This window comes from bacterium (assembly GCA_019695335.1).
Lineage (GTDB): Bacteria > CLD3 > CLD3 > SB21 > SB21 > JABWBZ01.
Genome location: JAIBAF010000074.1, coordinates 1 through 17,255 on the forward strand (window position 1 = coordinate 1; position 17,255 = coordinate 17,255).

At 41.9% G+C, this 17,255-nt stretch carries 14 protein-coding genes; 13 read left to right on the forward strand and 1 reads right to left on the reverse strand.

What is annotated here, in order from left to right; translation table 11 throughout:
- Window positions 1-166: 166 nt before the first annotated feature.
- The 4 genes from K1X84_14615 to K1X84_14630 all read left to right on the forward strand — a co-directional run bounded on the left by K1X84_14615 (window position 167) and on the right by K1X84_14630 (window position 7,027).
- Complete coding sequence (locus K1X84_14615) at window positions 167-1,456, forward strand: serine hydroxymethyltransferase (protein ID MBX7152859.1); 1,290 nt, start codon at window positions 167-169, stop codon at window positions 1,454-1,456.
- 217 nt (window positions 1,457-1,673) lie between these two features.
- Entirely contained in the window at window positions 1,674-4,457 is a 2,784-nt protein-coding gene (locus K1X84_14620) for a TonB-dependent receptor (protein MBX7152860.1), read from the forward strand.
- 111 nt (window positions 4,458-4,568) lie between these two features.
- On the forward strand, window positions 4,569-6,479 hold the full coding sequence (locus tag K1X84_14625) for a carboxypeptidase regulatory-like domain-containing protein (protein ID MBX7152861.1): 1,911 nt from the start codon (window positions 4,569-4,571) through the stop codon (window positions 6,477-6,479).
- A gap of 131 nt (window positions 6,480-6,610) precedes the next feature.
- Window positions 6,611-7,027, forward strand: coding sequence for a hypothetical protein (locus K1X84_14630; GenBank protein MBX7152862.1), 417 nt, complete (start codon window positions 6,611-6,613; stop codon window positions 7,025-7,027).
- A 108-nt stretch (window positions 7,028-7,135) separates the two neighbouring features.
- Here the strand turns inward: K1X84_14630 and K1X84_14635 are convergent, their stop codons facing one another.
- Complete coding sequence (locus K1X84_14635) at window positions 7,136-8,755, reverse strand: hypothetical protein (GenBank protein MBX7152863.1); 1,620 nt, start codon at window positions 8,753-8,755, stop codon at window positions 7,136-7,138.
- Window positions 8,756-8,928: 173 nt separating this feature from the next.
- On the opposite strand from K1X84_14635, the gene K1X84_14640 reads away from it, so the two are divergent.
- From K1X84_14640 to K1X84_14680, 9 genes are all read left to right on the forward strand, one after another.
- Window positions 8,929-9,252, forward strand: coding sequence for a hypothetical protein (locus K1X84_14640; protein MBX7152864.1), 324 nt, complete (start codon window positions 8,929-8,931; stop codon window positions 9,250-9,252).
- A gap of 61 nt (window positions 9,253-9,313) precedes the next feature.
- Window positions 9,314-10,303 (forward strand): tRNA dihydrouridine synthase DusB, encoded by a 990-nt coding sequence (gene dusB, locus K1X84_14645; GenBank protein ID MBX7152865.1) that lies wholly within the window; start codon window positions 9,314-9,316, stop codon window positions 10,301-10,303.
- Window positions 10,304-10,377: 74 nt separating this feature from the next.
- Window positions 10,378-11,382: an esterase family protein gene (locus tag K1X84_14650; protein ID MBX7152866.1), complete on the forward strand. Its 1,005-nt coding sequence runs from the start codon at window positions 10,378-10,380 to the stop codon at window positions 11,380-11,382.
- A 13-nt stretch (window positions 11,383-11,395) separates the two neighbouring features.
- Complete coding sequence (locus K1X84_14655) at window positions 11,396-13,672, forward strand: tetratricopeptide repeat protein (protein MBX7152867.1); 2,277 nt, start codon at window positions 11,396-11,398, stop codon at window positions 13,670-13,672.
- An 18-nt stretch (window positions 13,673-13,690) separates the two neighbouring features.
- The gene (gene mazG, locus K1X84_14660; protein ID MBX7152868.1) at window positions 13,691-14,533 is read left to right on the forward strand and encodes a nucleoside triphosphate pyrophosphohydrolase; all 843 of its coding nucleotides are present in this window, start codon (window positions 13,691-13,693) and stop codon (window positions 14,531-14,533) included.
- 2 nt (window positions 14,534-14,535) lie between these two features.
- Window positions 14,536-14,907 carry a four helix bundle protein gene (locus tag K1X84_14665; protein MBX7152869.1) on the forward strand — a complete coding sequence of 124 codons (372 nt, stop codon included), beginning with the start codon at window positions 14,536-14,538 and terminating at the stop codon, window positions 14,905-14,907.
- A gap of 33 nt (window positions 14,908-14,940) precedes the next feature.
- Window positions 14,941-15,846 (forward strand): hypothetical protein, encoded by a 906-nt coding sequence (locus tag K1X84_14670; GenBank protein ID MBX7152870.1) that lies wholly within the window; start codon window positions 14,941-14,943, stop codon window positions 15,844-15,846.
- A 40-nt stretch (window positions 15,847-15,886) separates the two neighbouring features.
- Entirely contained in the window at window positions 15,887-16,681 is a 795-nt protein-coding gene (locus tag K1X84_14675; protein ID MBX7152871.1) for an RDD family protein, read from the forward strand.
- Between the two features lie 56 nt (window positions 16,682-16,737).
- Window positions 16,738-17,255, forward strand: a 518-nt coding sequence (locus K1X84_14680; GenBank protein MBX7152872.1) for a peptidase M14, incomplete at its 3' end; no start/stop codon positions are given.

The following is a 17,255-nucleotide window of genomic DNA, read 5'->3' on the forward strand; positions in this document are numbered from 1 at the left end:
ACGGAACCGAAAAAGAAGTTATTATTAAGTACTAATAAAATTTTTAAAAAAACCAACCCGGGACACGAAAGTGTTCCGGGTTTTTTATTTTGTATGTGAAACTCAAAATAGTTAGATTAATTCCGAGCAAATAAACTGTTGAAAGACTTAATTAGGATAAACAACTATGAAAGCGGTTTCCGGTTTTGATCCAGATGTCTACGCTGCGATAATGAATGAAAAAACACGCCAGAATACAACGCTGGAAATGATTGCATCGGAGAATTTCGTAAGCTCAGCTATACTAGATGCTGTTGGATGTGTCATGACTAATAAATATGCTGAAGGATACCCTGGGAACCGTTATTACGGAGGATGCGAATTTGTTGATGTTGTTGAGAATATTGCGCGAGACCGTGCAAAAGAATTATTTAAATGCGAATACGCTAATGTACAACCGCATTCAGGAAGCCAGGCCAATATGGCGGTATACTTTAGTTTGCTTCAGCCGGGCGACACGATCATGGGAATGAATCTCGCTCATGGAGGACATTTGACTCATGGAAGTCCTGTAAACTTCTCTGGAAAAATGTATAAGGTCGTCGCCTATGGTGTCAAAAAAGAAACCGGAAGGATTGATCACGATGAATTATTTAAGATTGCACGTGAGCACAAACCTAAATTGATTATCGCCGGTGCAAGCGCTTATCCACGATTTTTTGAGTATGAGAAATTCCGCGAAATTTCCAATGAAATTGGCGCGTATTTGATGTCGGACATGGCACATCCTGCTGGCCTTATTGCAGCGGGAATTCATCCAAGTCCGTTACCGCATTGTGATATTGTGACGACAACAACGCATAAGACGTTACGGGGACCGCGTTCCGGGTTAATTCTGATGGGAAAAGATTTTGAAAACCGACTTGGAATTACCGCACCGAAAACCGGTCGAGTGAAAATGATGTCGGAAGTGATTGATAGTATGGTCATGCCTGGAATTCAAGGTGGGCCTTTGATGCACGTTGTTGCCGCCAAAGCTGTTGCGTTCAAAGAGGCACTCCAACCTTCATTTAAAGAATATGCGAAACAGGTCGTCAAGAACGCTCAAACTCTTGCGGCAGAATTGATCGGTTTGGGTTATGATCTTGTTTCAGGTGGAACCGACAATCATTTAATGCTTGTGGATTTGTCGAATAAAAACATTACCGGTAAAAAAGCAGAAGCTGTGCTGGAACATGCCGGCATCACTGTCAATAAAAATATGGTGCCTTTTGATAAACAAAGTCCGTTCGTGGCGAGCGGTATTCGTATCGGCACGGCCGCTTTGACGACACGCGGTATGAAAGAATCTGAAATGAAAATGATCGGAGGATTTATCGACCGTGCATTAGAAAATCCTGACGACGATTCAACGCTCAATAAGATCAAGGATGAAATCAAAGAAATGTCGAAGAAGTTTCCATTGTATTCCGAATAATCATTTTTAAATAATTTAAATAAAGGCTGCTTGTTTTAAAAGCAGCCTTTTTTTGTTTTCCTCTTCGATTGTTAAATAAATTTAACGTAGCCCTAACACTTCTTAATCAATCATTAATACTTGGCTAATCCTTCCTTAACATCCTTCGCCTACATTTGGGCGTTTTATTGCGAGTGGAACCTAACTCGTGGAAATCATTAACCTAACTGAGGATGACATGAAATTTAAGTCACTATTAAAATTTGTTTTAGTAACGATAATGATGTCAGCGGCGGCGTTTGCGCAGCATGGCAAAATTATCGGAACTGTCTTAGATGCAGAGACCGGCGATCCAATGATCGGTTGTAATGTCGTAGTTGTCGGGACCACAATGGGGGCAAGTACTGATTTAAACGGCAGCTTCGTTATTCAAAAAGTTCCTCCCGGCGAATACAGTTTAATGGCTACATATATTTCTTACAACAAAAAAACTGTTTCAGGAATCAAAGTTGTTGATAATGGAGTCGCCACGGTCAATATAGCTCTACAGCCTGAGGGAATTCAAGGTGAAGAAGTTGTCATCGAAGCCAAAGCGGATCTATCCAATTCGAGTGCATTATTAGTTCAACAAAAAAAATCCGTCGTCGTCAGCGATGCGATCGGAAGCGAACAAATCAGCAAAACACCGGATAAAAGCGCCGGTGATGCATTAAAACGTGTGACGGGATTGACCGTCGTCGGTAACAAATTTGTGTATGTTCGGGGCCTCGGCGAGCGATACAGCAATGCGCAGCTAAACGGAATTGAAATTCCTAGCACAGAACCAGAGAAAAAAATCATTCCAATGGACATTTTTCCTTCCGGTTCTATCCAAAACGTAACCGTAGTTAAAACTTATAATCCTGATATTGCGGCTGATTTTTCCGGAGGGCTTGTTAAAATCAACACGAAAGAATTTCCTGATAAATTTTATATGGCTGCAAGCGTTTCAAGTGGTATCAATCGCGCTTCCTTTTCAAAAATTTTGCGCTATCAGGGAAGTGGGACAGACTTTTTAGGTTTTGACGACGGACAGAGGAAACGGCCGAACGTACCTGGCTTTAATGGTACTACACCTAACGACCTCAAAGCCCAATACAACAGTAAATTTCAAAACATCTGGATGCCGATCGGGCATCGTGTAGCCAATAATACCGGATTTAGTTTGTCGCTGGGCAATAGCCTCGGAACAGCATCCAACTTCGGATATCTGGCGTCATTAACATATAGTGCCGATTTTAATCAACGGACAGAAAAAGAATTTTTCCCACAGGCTGATGAAACGGCGGCCTATGACTATAAAACTGAGAAAGGCAGTTATTCGGTTTTATGGGGCGCTCTCTTAGATGTGAATGCCAAGATCAATGCGAACAATAAAATCGGAATCAAAAGCGTCTATAACGTTCAGTCGGACGATGAAGCCAGTGTGACCAAAGGGTATTTAAATGCAAGTTCAGGTGGCGATGTGCGATATACACGCCTACGGTATCAGCAACGCGCTTTGCTTTCCTCACAACTGTTAGGTGAGCATCAACTGAACAATATTTTGAACAGTAAAATCGATTGGCATTTTGCGTATTCGCAGGCAGATCGTAACGAGCCGGATACTCGTCAGACCGGTTATGTTCTGAATGAAACCTCGAATCAATACGAAGCCATAGGACAATCTAAAAACACACGCTTTTTTTCGGACATGGTTGACAAAGAAATCAATACCGGTTTTGACTGGAGTTTTCCTGTAGCGCAGTTTAAAGGCACCAAATTAAAAGTCGGTTCACTGTATCGGAAAAAAGATCGTGATTTTAACGCGCATCGTTACGCGTATTCCAATATTCAAGACGTCGTTCGTACGCAAGAACCGGAAGAACTTTTTTCTTCAGATAACATTGCCAACGGATTGGTCAATTTCGAAGATAATACTCAAGCCAATGATCAATATACGGCTAAAGAAAACCTGATTGCCGGCTATTTGATGGCCGATTTTCCGATTACTTCTCAGCTGAGATTTGTCGGAGGTTTTCGATATGAAAATGTTGAAACGGAATTGAAATCATTCGACCCGCTGTCCGGTTCAGCCAATAATTCTTTATCTCCGAAATTTAATGACAACGATTTATTTCCCGCAATTAACCTGATCTACGGGTTAAATGATCGTATGAATATTCGTTTGGGTTTTAGTCAAACCAAAGCCCGCCCGCAATTCCGCGAATTAGCGCCATTCCGGTATGATGATTATCGCCGGAGCACTTATGGTAACCCGTTTTTGAAGGCCAGTGACATTACCAACTATGATGCCCGGTGGGAGTTTTTCCCAAACCCCGGTGAACTGTTAGCTGCCAGTTTTTTTTATAAACAATTCAGTAATCCGATTGAAAAATTTTTACTTCCGAACCCCGGTAATCCTACCGGCGATCCGGTACCCGTCAATGGCGGTAGCGCTAACAACCTTGGCCTTGAATTGGAATTGCGCGCCAGTTTGGCTCATGTGAATCAAGCGCTTAATAATTTTAGCGCAACAGCCAATGTATCTTTCATTTACTCGCGGCTCAAACAAAAAGATGATATTAAAGTTTACACGTTAGGCTCGGAAGGGCCAACGCTGTTTTCGGCTGATTTTGTGGCCAATCAATCGCGTCCTATGCAAGGGCAATCACCGTACATTTTTAATTTTGGGTTGAATTATACGAATAACGAAACGCGTACAGATGTGAACTTATCTTACAACGTGTTTGGAAAGCGCATTGCAGAAATTGGAACGAAGTTGACAACTGTGAATGGCGAAAAAATTTATGATGACGTGTACGAACAGTCCTACAATCAATTAGATCTAACGGTTTCCCAGAAATTAACCAAACAGTTTAAGCTGAAAACTAATTGGAAAAACATTTTGAATGATGAAGTAGTTTTCAAAATGGGAAAATATGTTACTAATCAGTACAAACCCGGTATGAGTTTCTCTACATCAATCAGTTATGATTTTTAGAAACATTGCACCATTGTAACAAGGCTGTAATCGTACGTTAACAAAAGTAATTAAATTATACTATTCGCAATAACCAATCTTTAATTCAACACCTAAACACACGGAGGAAAAATGAGAAAGAATACTCTTATGAGATTCTTATCCATTCTGTCGCTTACAGCCTTGTTTGTGACCAGTCTTATGACAAGCGGCTGCGATGATAGCAAATCTAAAAAAGGCGCTACGATTTCCGGAACAGTGCTCAACAGTTCAGGCGATCCTATTGCCGATGTTAAAGTTGATCTGGTTTTAACGACGATTGTGCAAACCATGAATACCGGCGCCAACGGCGCTTACGTTTTCGAAGATGTTGATGATGGGAGTTATCAAATTATTTTGACTAAAGCGAATTATGTAAATGATACGCTTACAGTCACAATTGCTGATCGTACGAATCCGGCACCATTAAGTTCACTCTTTATTAGAACAGATGAGCAAACCGGAACCGTATCCGGAAATATCACTAGTGGTGCCTCTAACGTTGATGGCGCTACAGTCTCTATTCCTGCGCTTGGGAAAACAACTACCACCAATGCAAGTGGTGCTTACAGTTTAAACAACGTGTTAATTGGAACGCATGAAGTTATCGTAACTAAAAACGGTTATGTTACGGATTCTGCATCTGTAAACGTAACGGCGAATGCAACTTCTATGCATAATTTTATATTGACTGAACAAGTTACTTTGACCGGTACGCTGGTTGGGACCCTGACCCTTGATCCTGCCAAATCCTATGTATTGAGCGGCCCTTATCTAGTATCTCCGGGTGCTATCTTGAATATTCCGGCCGGTACTGTGATTAAAGCGAAAGCAGGCACACAAGCTGTTATTATCGCTGTTCGCGCTACGGCCAGCAATGCAAGTACTGTCACTCAGCGTAACGGTAAGATTTATGCCATGGGCACTTCCGGAAATCCAGTTGTATTTACTACTGAAGTGGCTGCAGGCGGACGTTCACGCGGTCTATGGGGTGGTATAGTTTTGAATGGCGTTGCGACCATCAATGTACCAGGCGGTATCGGTGTTGGCGAAGGCAATACAGGAAGTTACGGACCCGGGTTCGGATCGTTTACATTAAATTCGTCTATCGGTGACACGATGATGAGCGGTGAATTTCATTACGTTCGTGTCGAATACGGTGGAATCAAAGTGACACCGGATAACGAAGTGAACGGATGGACATTTAATGGCGTAGGAAGCAACACTGTTTTGGATCATATCCAATCACACATGATTGCTGATGACGGCTTTGAATGGTTTGGCGGAACCGTTCGTGGAAAATATTTAGTTGCGTCAGGTTGCGATGACGATATGTTCGATACTGACTTTGGAACGCAAGTGAAAATTCAATATGCATTTGGAATCCAAGATAAAGCATTAGCTAACCGCGGTATGGAAGCGGACAATGATGCAAGCGGCAGCAGTAATAGTCCTATTTCGAAGCCTACGTTCTGGAACTTTACATTCATTGGCGGTAACGATGTTGATGATAAAAACAACGACGATAATAATGAGGGCATGTATTGGCGCCGTAATACGCAATACGATGCCAACAACGGTATCGTTGCGTATTTCAATAGGATCGGATTAACGCTTGACGGAACAGCCGATAGCTCCAATGCTGCCAATGGAACGGCGACGGCAAAAAATATCATCATGTTTAACAACAAATCGAACAATCCTAAGAACATTTTTGAAGTAGCATTAAAAACAACTGCTCAAAATTACGATACAGCCGGATTACGTTCGATCATCGAATCATGGAACATCCTTGTTCAAAATCCGAACTTCACGGCGGTAACTACAGCAGCTAACGCGAATCCAATGGACAACAATATGCCAGATCCGCGTCCGACAGTCAATGTGACGGGTGGTACACCTCCTAATGACAATTTCTTTGACGTCGCCGCCACCTACATCGGCGCCTTCAAATCGGGTGATCCTAACTGGTTAAGCGGCTGGACAAATTGGGCTAAACAATAATCTTTAATCCAATAGATGCAGGTTGTTTTGCGGCAACCTGCATCTAATATTTTTTTGAAAATGAGATGAAACACCTAACGATCTTACTGTTCTTTCAAATACTATTTCTTATTTCGTGCCAGACACACGAATTGAGTAACTCCTGTAATTCGATCGATGCTTTGGCCGAAAAAGTTCTAAAAGCCATCGAATCAAACGATGCACAGACACTGGATGGTCTTCGTATCAATCAGGAAGAATTTAAAAAGTATTTGTGGCCCGAGTTTCCTGCCAGTAAAAATGATGTACCTTACGACTTTGCATGGGACAATTTAAACGGCAAGACAATCAAAGGACTCAGGCGTGCTCTGTCAGATTATGGTACGCAAACATTTGAATTAGAATCTGTTTCATTCAAAGAAGGTATTGAAGAATATCCGACATTCAAAATTCATACTAAAACAGTTTTGCATGTTAAAGACAAAGTTGGAAATGAAAAGAAGTTGGAGTTCTGCGGATCGATTGTTGAAAGAAACGGTGAGTATAAACTTTTAAGTTATCGGGATTAGTAAGTTTTCTCCTTTGTTAGGTAGGAGAAATTGAATCAAATGATTCCGCAATGTTGCGGGTCAGATGGTTTCCACGCAAGAGCCTCGGGTGCAAATCCGGGGCTTTTTTTATCCGATCTGGAGTTTCATTCCGTCGTCTGGGGCAAATGCCATTGTATGGGAGTCACGGGAAGGTTTGATGATGGCGCTGCCGATGGTTAGTAATCCGACTCGGCCGGCAAACATGACGATTACAAGTAGAATTTTAGATGCGGGCGCAAGAAGCATTGTAATGCCGGTAGATAGGCCAACCGTACCGAACGCACTGACGACTTCAAAAGCCATCTGCGTCAACGTAAATTGGTTTTCACAAACAGCGATTAATAAAATAGCAGTCAAAACAAAAGTTGAACTCATGACGTAGAGCTTCACGGCATGACCAACAGACATTTTTGACACGACGTAATTGAAGATGGTAACGCGACTGCGACCACGGAAACTTGTCCGAATATAGCCAAGCATAGTGACAAAGGTCGGAATCTTTATTCCGCCTGCTGTACCTTGGGGAGCAGCACCAATAAACATCAACGCAATGTAAAACAGTAAGGTGCGTATTTCCAATGCGCCGATATCGATGGTATTAAAACCGGCGGTACGTGTCGATACGGATTGAAAAAAAGAAGCGAGAAGCTTGTCGTCAAAAGACAGTAGTCCCAACGTCTTAGGGTCGTTCCACTCAGCTAGCAATGTAAAAATCATTCCAGTAAGAATTAAAAAAACCGTTCCGTAAATAACTACTTTCATCTGCAATGGCGAGGCTACGCCGGCCAATTCTTCCTTGATTTTTTTAGCGCGTAAATATAAATGATCGACAAAATTATAAAACGGTTCGACCCAGTGAAGTTTATCAGGTTTACGAATTGCAACCATTTCCATTAACGCTTCCGAAAAGCCCAGCAACTTGTATAATAACATCAAGACAATTCGTTCAATGCCAAGTAAAACCGGGTATCCTATGCCTCCAAGAATAATCAGTCCGGCAATTATAAAATTGACCAACGTGTCGGTTTGAAATTGTATAAGGCTATCGGCATACAAACCAAACCCGGCATTATTAAATGCAGAAATGGTATGAAATATGGAGAACCAGATTGGAGACATACCGGTTAGTTTATCATCGATGGCCATATACAATGCCAGAACCCCGATTGCTTCTACTGCAAAAGTAATTTTAGCCGTGGAAGCCAAAATCTGGAGAACGGTTTGATGCTGACCTTCCACATCCATGATACTGCCCAGTGTTTGCGTTGATCCTTGAGATAAATCTTCGGCCCGGCCTACCCACAAAAGCCGAAAAGCCGTTACAACACCAAAGCCGCCGATCTGAATCAAAATCATTGTCACAATTTGGCCGGTGAACGTGAATTGGGTAAAATCAACGGAAGTTAATCCGGTCACGCAAATGGCCGAAGTTGAAATGAACAAGGCATCAACATAGCTGAGTGAGTTCCCGGCCATATTCTCGATCGCATAGAGAATAAACGATCCGGTGATAATCGCGATAAAAAAACCAAAAATGGTAATCTCAGCCGCGGAGTATTTCCGGATTTGTTTTTCAAACCGGTTTTCGAATTTGTGAAGTTCGGATTGGAGGTAGCCGACTTTGGGCTCGGTCGAGGAGTGAGGTATGTCGTCGGTGACGGAAGCCGATTCCTGAGTAGCATCACCGGGTTGTTTCGTAACTTCCATTAGTGTGGTTTAAAGTATCCCGTCTTCCTTTGTCATTGTTTTTGAAGCCCTTATATCAAATAGACGAGAACATTTGCTTCAAAATGCGGATTAATATATCTTAGAAAGCACCGATTGTCAAGGTAAATAAAGGTTCAAATTGTAATGCGTTAATCAAAATTAACGGAGTTGATATGAGGATTTGTTTTATCATTTTATTGGCAATTATATCATCGAGTTGCTCATTCAGAGCTCCTGAAGAGGAATGGATACAAGGTACCTGGCAGTATGACCAAACGATATGGATTTTTGATTATGGCAAATACGAGATTCAAGGTAAAATGTCTGAAAAAGGTTATTACCGTTTTATCAAATCAGCCGGACAAACTTTGAGCATTGAAATTCAACCGCGTAACTCAAACGCATCCCGTGATGCGCATATTATGAAGATCGTGGTTGATAATGAAAAAAAGACGCTAATTATTAATGATGAAGGCCCGTTCACAAAGGCACAATAGGTTTGGATAGATCACTTATTTTATTTGAAATTCAAATCATAATTCATTATCCTGACGCCCCATGCAGATAGGAAAAGTTAATATCAATAAGCCTGTAGCACTCGCGCCGATGGAAGACGTTACGGACATTTCGTTCCGGCTAACATGTAAGCGGCTTGGGGCCGCTATTTTGTACACGGAATTTACCAGCAGTGAAGCGTTAATTCGTGATGCAAAGAAAGCTTTACGTAAAATCGTCATTGCCGAAGAAGAGCGACCGGTTGCTATTCAGATTTTCGGCGGCGTAGATACGTCGATGGAAGGTGCAGCGGCCGTTGCGGAGAAAATGAATCCGGATTTTATCGATATCAATTGCGGCTGTTGGGTCAAAGACGTGGCGATGCGCGGCGCAGGCGCCGGACTTTTACGCGACTTACCCCGATTCGAAGCGATCGTACGGTCGACCGTGCGCGGCACGTGCTTGCCTGTAACCGTGAAAACGAGACTTGGATGGGACGCGAAAAGTATTGTAATCCTCGATGTTGCAAAAATGGTCGAAGATGCCGGTGCGCAAGCGCTAACGCTCCATTGCCGGACACGCGATCAGGGACATGACGGCGTGGCGGATTGGACTTGGTTGGAAAAAATCAAAAACGTGGTTAAAATTCCTGTTATCGGCAATGGCGATGTGCGAACGCCCGAAGACGCCAAAAAAATGTTTGAAACCGGATGCGACGGCATTATGATCGGTCGCGCCGCCATCAACAATCCATGGATTTTCCGGGAAGTCAGGCATTATCTCGAAACCGGTGAACATCTTCCCCCGCCAACGCCGCAAGAACGGATTGACATCTGTATCGATCACCTTCGTTTATCCGTTCAATACAAAGGCGACAAATACGGAATTTTGGAATTCAGAAAATATTACGCAGGCTATTTGAAAGGCCTGCCGAATATTGCCAAATTACGCGCTGAATTAATGACATACCTAGACCTTCCCCCTATTCTTCAAAGGTTAGAACGCTATCGTAGTGAAGTTGCCGAGGCTATTGAGCAAACCTGTTTTCTCTAACCGCTGAGCTTGTATTTCACGCTATAAATGATTATTCTTTTTCCGGCCAATTTCGAATCTCAACCAATCCCACTATGAATTCCTACGTTGACATTATTACTCACGAAAGCGCCATTCTTAAAACCAACCCTCTTAATGATCCTTATCGGCGTAAATTGGCTGTGTATCTACCTCCATCGTATAATACTAACGCGGAAAAACGTTATCCTGTTATCTACTTGTTGTCCGGTTTTATGGGATTTGGAACGATGTTTTTGTCTCCTCAGGCGTGGGGTTATTCGTTGGATGAACGATGCGATAAGCTTATTGCCGATGGAAAAATGAAGGAGGCAATTATTGTAATGCCGGATTGTTTTACTAAATACGGCGGCTCGCAATATCTCAATTCATCGGCGCTTGGCAATTATGAAGATTATATTATCAAAGAAATCGTTCCTTTTATCGATTCTCATTATCGAACCAGAGCTGAAATCGATCATCGGGCCGTCATGGGCAAATCCAGCGGAGGATTTGGAGCGCTTCGATTGGCCATGAAATATCCTGAAGTTTTTTCAGTGACTTTTTGCAGTGCCGGCGACATGTATTTTGAATATGCGTATAAACCGGACATACCCAAATGTTACAACACGGTCGACCGTGCGGGAGGGTTGAAAAATTTTCTGGAAAAATTTTTTGAAGCACCTAAAAAAACCGGAGATATGATTTCAGCGATTAATATCATTGCCATGTCGGCTGCGTATTCTCCAAATCTGGATAATAAACTGTTCGGTTTTGACTTGCCATTCGATACAAAAAGCGGCGAATTGAAAAATGATATATGGCAACGTTGGTTAGAACATGATCCGGTGCTGATGATAGAAAAAGATCGCTGGCAAAATCAATTGCGCCGTCTCAAACATATTTTTTTAGAATGCGGTTCGCGCGATGAATATTTTCTTCATATCGGTGCGAGAATTTTCACTCAGCGGCTAAAAAATTTTGGGATCGTTCACGCGTATGAAGAGTTTGATGACGGACACATGGGAACCAGTTATCGATACGACATTTCGCTAAGCAAAATAAGTCAGGTTATTTCATAACATAAAGGTATTTATGAAACGTTATTATCTTTTTTTTCTAGTAATGCTCTCCTTGCCTGTTTATTCGCAGTCGGTCAAACCGCAAATCCGAATGACGCTCATTGCGCCCAATGAAATTCTGAATGACAGCAATAGTTGGATGCTGGCGGGTTTGCCTTTGTCTTTTAAAAAAATTATCCAGGATGTTGCCGACGTTACTGTCGAACACACTGAAGCTTTACCGAAAAACAATACTGCCGTATCCGTATTTACGTATGAAATCGTCGTTGCTGCCGGAATAGACAAGAAAAAAGTGAATTTTATCGTCAATGTCCAATCCGGTGCGAAAACTTTGCTCAAAGAAAATAAATATTCATCCGAATGGCCGCTGGATGCAACGTATGAAAAAATAATCTCAGATTTTGTAAAAGCGGCGGCATTAAATATAAAAGCCGGCACAATTAAATCAGGCGTTCATTTTTCTTCGTCTTATACTTCAACCCGAAGTTATTTACAAGGCCGGATTTTAGAATGGTTATCCATGCCGGACAGTGCTTTGAAAGTTTATCAAAAAGCTATCAAAGAAGATCCACAATTCGCAGACGGGTATGAAGCTGTGGCTTTCACGAGTGTTTTACTGAAAAAGTATGACGACGCGATCGGTTATTATCAACAACTGTTGTCGAAAGATTCGACACGGAAAAACATTTATCGCGAAATCGGCGACATTTATTTTTTCAATAAAGACGATGCCAAACGTGCTCGTTCGGCTTATCGAAATGAATTGGATCGCAATCCTAACGATACCCGCTCATGGATCCAACTCGGGTATTGTTATCTCGTGGCCAAAGATTTCGAGTTGTCTAAAAATCAGGCAACGAAAGCGTTGTCGTTGGATCCCGGATCGGCCGGCGCATTGAATCTGGCGGGTCTTGCGAGTATGGGTTTGAAAGATACGGTGACCGCACAAAAATATTTTATTGACGCCATTCGCGCCAACGAAAAGGAAATCCCAGCCAGAAAAAATCTCGCACGATTGTATGAAATCCGAAAACAATGGAATGAAGCGCGTGATGTGTATGAAGCAATCGCCGCCATCGATCCTTGGGATGCATTTGTTCAAATATCGCTGGCCAATCTGTATTACAACCAAAATAATTTTAAAAAAGCTGTTTTAAGTTTTACCAATGCGCTATTGATCAAACCGGAATTTGAAAACAACAAAACCAATCCCGTTCAAACTTTTCAATTTATCTCCAAAAACAAAAAAGACATTCGCCCGGTGCAGGCGTTATCGGATTCGCTAAACGATGAATTGCTCGGTGGCGATTTGAATACACAACAAGAATTTCAATACCGGGTAACGCTTGGATATATGGCGTTGTACTATCTTTCAGATTCCCGCGAAGCGGTCAATCAATTTCAAATTGGGATCAAGATGCAGCCCGATAAAAACTCTTTGAAATTTTATTTAGGAGAAGCGTTTTATGCGGCTGGCAAATTTCAGGAAGCGCTCGATTATTACAAACAATACGGTGAATTGGCCGACGATAGCTATACTTATGCCCGATGCCACCTGATGATGGGTAAAATCCTGGTTCAACAAAAACTGTATCCAGAAGCGCAATTAGAAATTCTGAAAAGTATTCGTATTTACCCTAACGCTGAATCGTATTTTTATTACGGTATGGCGTTGCGAGGTAATCAGCAATGGGCTGAAGCTGAAAACGCATTGGCCAAAGCATTGGCCACTTATCCGCATTATACCGAAGCGACTATGGAGCTTGGTCGCACATACGCTCTCCAGAAAAAATACAGCGAGGCCTTGCAACAGTACCGCAAAACTGTTGAATTGGATTCCATGCGAGCCGAGGTAAGGGCTTTGATGGCGGAAGTTTATATAGCTCAATCACAGTATCCCGAAGCAGAGTCGGAAATCAAAAAAGGTTTGGCAATTGCTTTGCCCCCTGCCGGAGCTCCATTGTATGAACTTTATGGAGATATATACCTTATTCAAAAACAATTCGATTTAGCGCGTCAACAATTCTTGAATGAGATTACGTCAGACTCCAATGCTACGATGGGGTATTATAAAACCGCTTCAACTTTTGCGGCGCAAAAAGATGCAAAACAATCGGTGTCATGGCTCGAACGGGCATTTCAGAAAAAATTCAACAGTTTTGGACTTTTGGACAACGATAAGCTTTTCGATCCGATACGCAAAGACAAAGGATTTAACGATCTGGTAACGCGATATCGAAATCAAGTTAAGCAAGAAATTCTAAAACTGCTCAATCCTCAAAAAAATTAAGGAGCCGTTGTGGCCGATATGTTTGAAACTGAAACTGTTAAAATCGACGATGATGAATTGACCTCTGCCATTCGGGAACATTTTGGGCGTCTTTATAATATTATGCGGGAATTGCGTTCCAAATGTCCGTGGGATCGCGAGCAAACGCACGATTCGCTGCGACAGTATCTTCTCGAAGAAGTCTATGAAGTTCTTGAAACGCTCGACGCCAAGCATTATGCAGAATTACGAAAAGAAATGGGTGACCTTTTACTCCAAATTCTTTTTCATTCCCGTATCGCGTCGGAAGAGAATATGTTTAGCTTGTTGGATGTCATTCGGAGTCTGAATGACAAGCTTGTTCGCCGTCATCCGCATGTTTTCGGCGACGTCGAAGCGCATACTACTGACAAAGTTTTACAAAATTGGGAGCAAATAAAACTCAAAGAATCCGATCGGAAGTCAGTGCTCGATGGCGTACCTAAAGTCATGCCGGCGTTGGTACGTGCTTACAGAATGCAGGAAAAAGCTTCCCGCGTCGGTTTTGATTGGGGCGATATCAAAGACGTGTGGCCGAAAGTATTTGAAGAACTCAAGGAACTTCAGGATGCGGCTAAAACGATGAAACAAGAAGAAATCGAAGATGAGTTGGGTGATGTTTTATTTTCGATTGTGAATATTTCCCGCTTTTTATCAGTCAATCCCGAAGATGCTTTACGCGGTACGATTGAAAAATTCAACCGACGTTTTCGTTACGTCGAACAAAAATTTTCAGAACTAAACCGAAATATGAAAGAAGCGACTTTGGAAGAGATGGATGTGTTTTGGAACGAAGCGAAACGATCAGAAAACAGAATTCAGAATGCAGGAGGACAAGGTTAAACATGAGCGGGGCGAAAACGTTCGAAGATTTGATAGTATGGCAAAAAGCCCATCAATTTGTTTTAACAGTTTACCGCTTTTCTGATTCGTTTCCGTCAAAAGAAATTTATTCTCTTACTTCTCAAATGAGACGAGCCGCAATTTCGGTGGCAGCCAATATCGCTGAAGGTTTTAAAAAAAGATCAAAAGCCGATAAAGCAAGATTTATGAATATTGCCCAAGGTTCTCTTGAAGAAAGTCGCTATTACATTATACTAGCACAGGATTTAGGCTACGGCAATACAACGAATCTAAAAGCTCAGCATGAGGAAGTCAGTAAACTTTTACACGCTTATTCAACTTCAATTTTAAACTCGATTAATTCCATACACTGAATGTTCATTCTGTATTCTATATTCTGAATTCTGATGATTAATCAGTATAAACGTCAAGACGTCTTCCGTTGTACGCACGATGCGCATTCTAAACTCGGGCATCATGTTTCGGTGTATCACACGATGTTCAGGAAAGGCTGTTTTCCGGACGGCTGCACGTATTTCCGTTGGAAATGCAATGAACTCGAGCGTAAACGAAAATGTTATCGGGGGTTTTCACATGTCGGCAAGAAATGTTTTGGCTGTAAATTTTTTGATGAGGAAAAATTTACCCGAAGTCTTGTCAAAACCGATCCGGATCATTACAGCGATTTTTTAGAAGATTTGTACGAATTTGAAGAATGGCTTCGTGATTTTGAGAATAAAGAACATTGGTGCATGGGAACCGTTAGTTCGGTCAAACCTCATTTGAGGCACTCTCTTTACGGGGGCACGCCTCAAAATCCAAAACAAGAACATACACATTTGCTTGGTTATTTGATTTGTTTCGGCGATCTATACATTGATAAAACTCATTTTGAAGATTATTCGTATGCCGTCATTGGAAGAGAATTTCAACAACGCCTTAAATTTCTGCAAGGCGACCGGTTGGAATTCAGAGCGACGGTGACGATGAATGAAGGACGTTTGCTATTACAAAAATTAACACAAACCCGCTTTACTGAAAAACAAGAAGGCGAACATTGGACGGACAGCCGCTCATTGGTAGCACGTTCGACAGGGAATACATTATCGCACCAGGCTGAGAAATGTTATGCATGCGATCAGGGTGTTCTGGTTGATGTGGTTGATCGTACTTCCACTGAGGAAAACGTCTATCACAGGATTTTCTGTATGCAGGGCATGCCGTCGGCCGCCGCTTGCACGTATAACACTTCAAAAGACATTTACGGTCAATCATGCAGTAACCGGTACTATCAAATTAAAAATAAATTCTAAACCTGCTGACACAACGGTGTCACTTTCATGAAGTACTTTTATGACGACATTGAACGATAGACTCATCATAGAGACTCCTGAAAATATTTATTTGGAATTTGAATTAGCCGGCTTAGGCTCACGTTTTCTGGCTTATCTCATCGATACGGTCATTCAATTGCTTATGACTTTTGCGTTGATTTATATTCTTGCGATTGTTTTTGGAATACTCGGTTCGGCGCTCAATAATGTCAATTTAGCATCGTCCTGGCAACTGGCTTTGGTGGGTATTATTATTTTTTTGATTTATGAAGGATATTTTATTACGTGCGAAACCATCTGGCACGGGCAGTCGGTTGGAAAAAAAATTCTTAAACTGCGGGTCGTCAAAGATGGCGGCTATCCTATTACTTTTTGGGATTCAGTGATCCGTAATATTCTGCGTGTTATTGATATGCTGCCGCCATTGTGGTTCATCCCGAGTTATGGCCTTGGAAGCGCTGTCCTTCTAAGCAATGTCCAATCCAAACGTATCGGCGATTACGTGGCGGGTACTTTGGTCATTAAGGAAAAGATCACATCAGGGTTTGAACATTTTTCAGCGTTGCGCATCAATCCGGAGTATATTCGCAATATTAAGATTCCTTTTGTGCACCGAATGGATGGAAAAGAATATTATCTTTTGCGTGAGTTTTTTTACAGGAAAAATTTATTTCCGCCCGATGAACGTCAAAAAATGGCGCAAAAGCTCGCAACTCAAATTAAAAAAACGATTAAACTCGATCCGGATACTTATACCAATGATCAACGATTTCTCGACGACCTGATGTTATTGCTCGAAAGTAAGCGCGGATAGCGTTGCAATAAAAAATGAAAATCACATATTGAACTCATAACGCAAGGTATTGAAACATGAAACGGTATATTGGCATTCTTTTGGTGACGATAGTGTTCGGTTGTACTAAGACTACAGACGAAGATTGGCGCACGTATTATGAAAAATCAAATTATCTTGAAACGCCCCGGTATGAAGAAACATTACGTTACCTTGATCGTCTTGAAAAATCTTCACGATGGATCAAAGTAACTTATTTTGGCGTTTCGCCGGAGGGGCGCAAAATGCCGCTCGTGGTCGTCGATAAATCGGGCAAATTCACGCCTGAATCGGCACGATCGCAAAATAAAGTTGTACTGCTGGTTCAGGCCGGTATTCATGCAGGAGAAATCGACGGCAAAGATGCAATGTTAATGTTGCTTAGAAATATGGCAATTTATCATCAGTATACCGAACTGCTCGATCATGTGACGATACTTTTCATGCCGTTTTTTAATGTAGACGGACATGAACGTGTCAGCGCTTACAACCGGTTCAATCAAAACGGTCCGAAGGAAATGGGCTGGCGCGTAACGTCACAAAACCTGAACCTGAA

Coding starts and splice junctions, on each gene's coding strand:
- K1X84_14650 (MBX7152866.1), top strand. CDS start 10,378: ATGAATTCCTACGTTGACATTATTACTCACGAAAGCGCCATTCTTAAA.
- K1X84_14635 (MBX7152863.1), bottom strand. CDS start 8,755: ATGGAAGTTACGAAACAACCCGGTGATGCTACTCAGGAATCGGCTTCC.
- K1X84_14620 (MBX7152860.1), top strand. CDS start 1,674: ATGAAATTTAAGTCACTATTAAAATTTGTTTTAGTAACGATAATGATG.
- K1X84_14670 (MBX7152870.1), top strand. CDS start 14,941: ATGATTAATCAGTATAAACGTCAAGACGTCTTCCGTTGTACGCACGAT.
- K1X84_14640 (MBX7152864.1), top strand. CDS start 8,929: ATGAGGATTTGTTTTATCATTTTATTGGCAATTATATCATCGAGTTGC.
- K1X84_14655 (MBX7152867.1), top strand. CDS start 11,396: ATGAAACGTTATTATCTTTTTTTTCTAGTAATGCTCTCCTTGCCTGTT.
- K1X84_14665 (MBX7152869.1), top strand. CDS start 14,536: ATGAGCGGGGCGAAAACGTTCGAAGATTTGATAGTATGGCAAAAAGCC.
- mazG (MBX7152868.1), top strand. CDS start 13,691: ATGTTTGAAACTGAAACTGTTAAAATCGACGATGATGAATTGACCTCT.
- dusB (MBX7152865.1), top strand. CDS start 9,314: ATGCAGATAGGAAAAGTTAATATCAATAAGCCTGTAGCACTCGCGCCG.
- K1X84_14615 (MBX7152859.1), top strand. CDS start 167: ATGAAAGCGGTTTCCGGTTTTGATCCAGATGTCTACGCTGCGATAATG.
- K1X84_14675 (MBX7152871.1), top strand. CDS start 15,887: ATGACGACATTGAACGATAGACTCATCATAGAGACTCCTGAAAATATT.
- K1X84_14625 (MBX7152861.1), top strand. CDS start 4,569: ATGAGAAAGAATACTCTTATGAGATTCTTATCCATTCTGTCGCTTACA.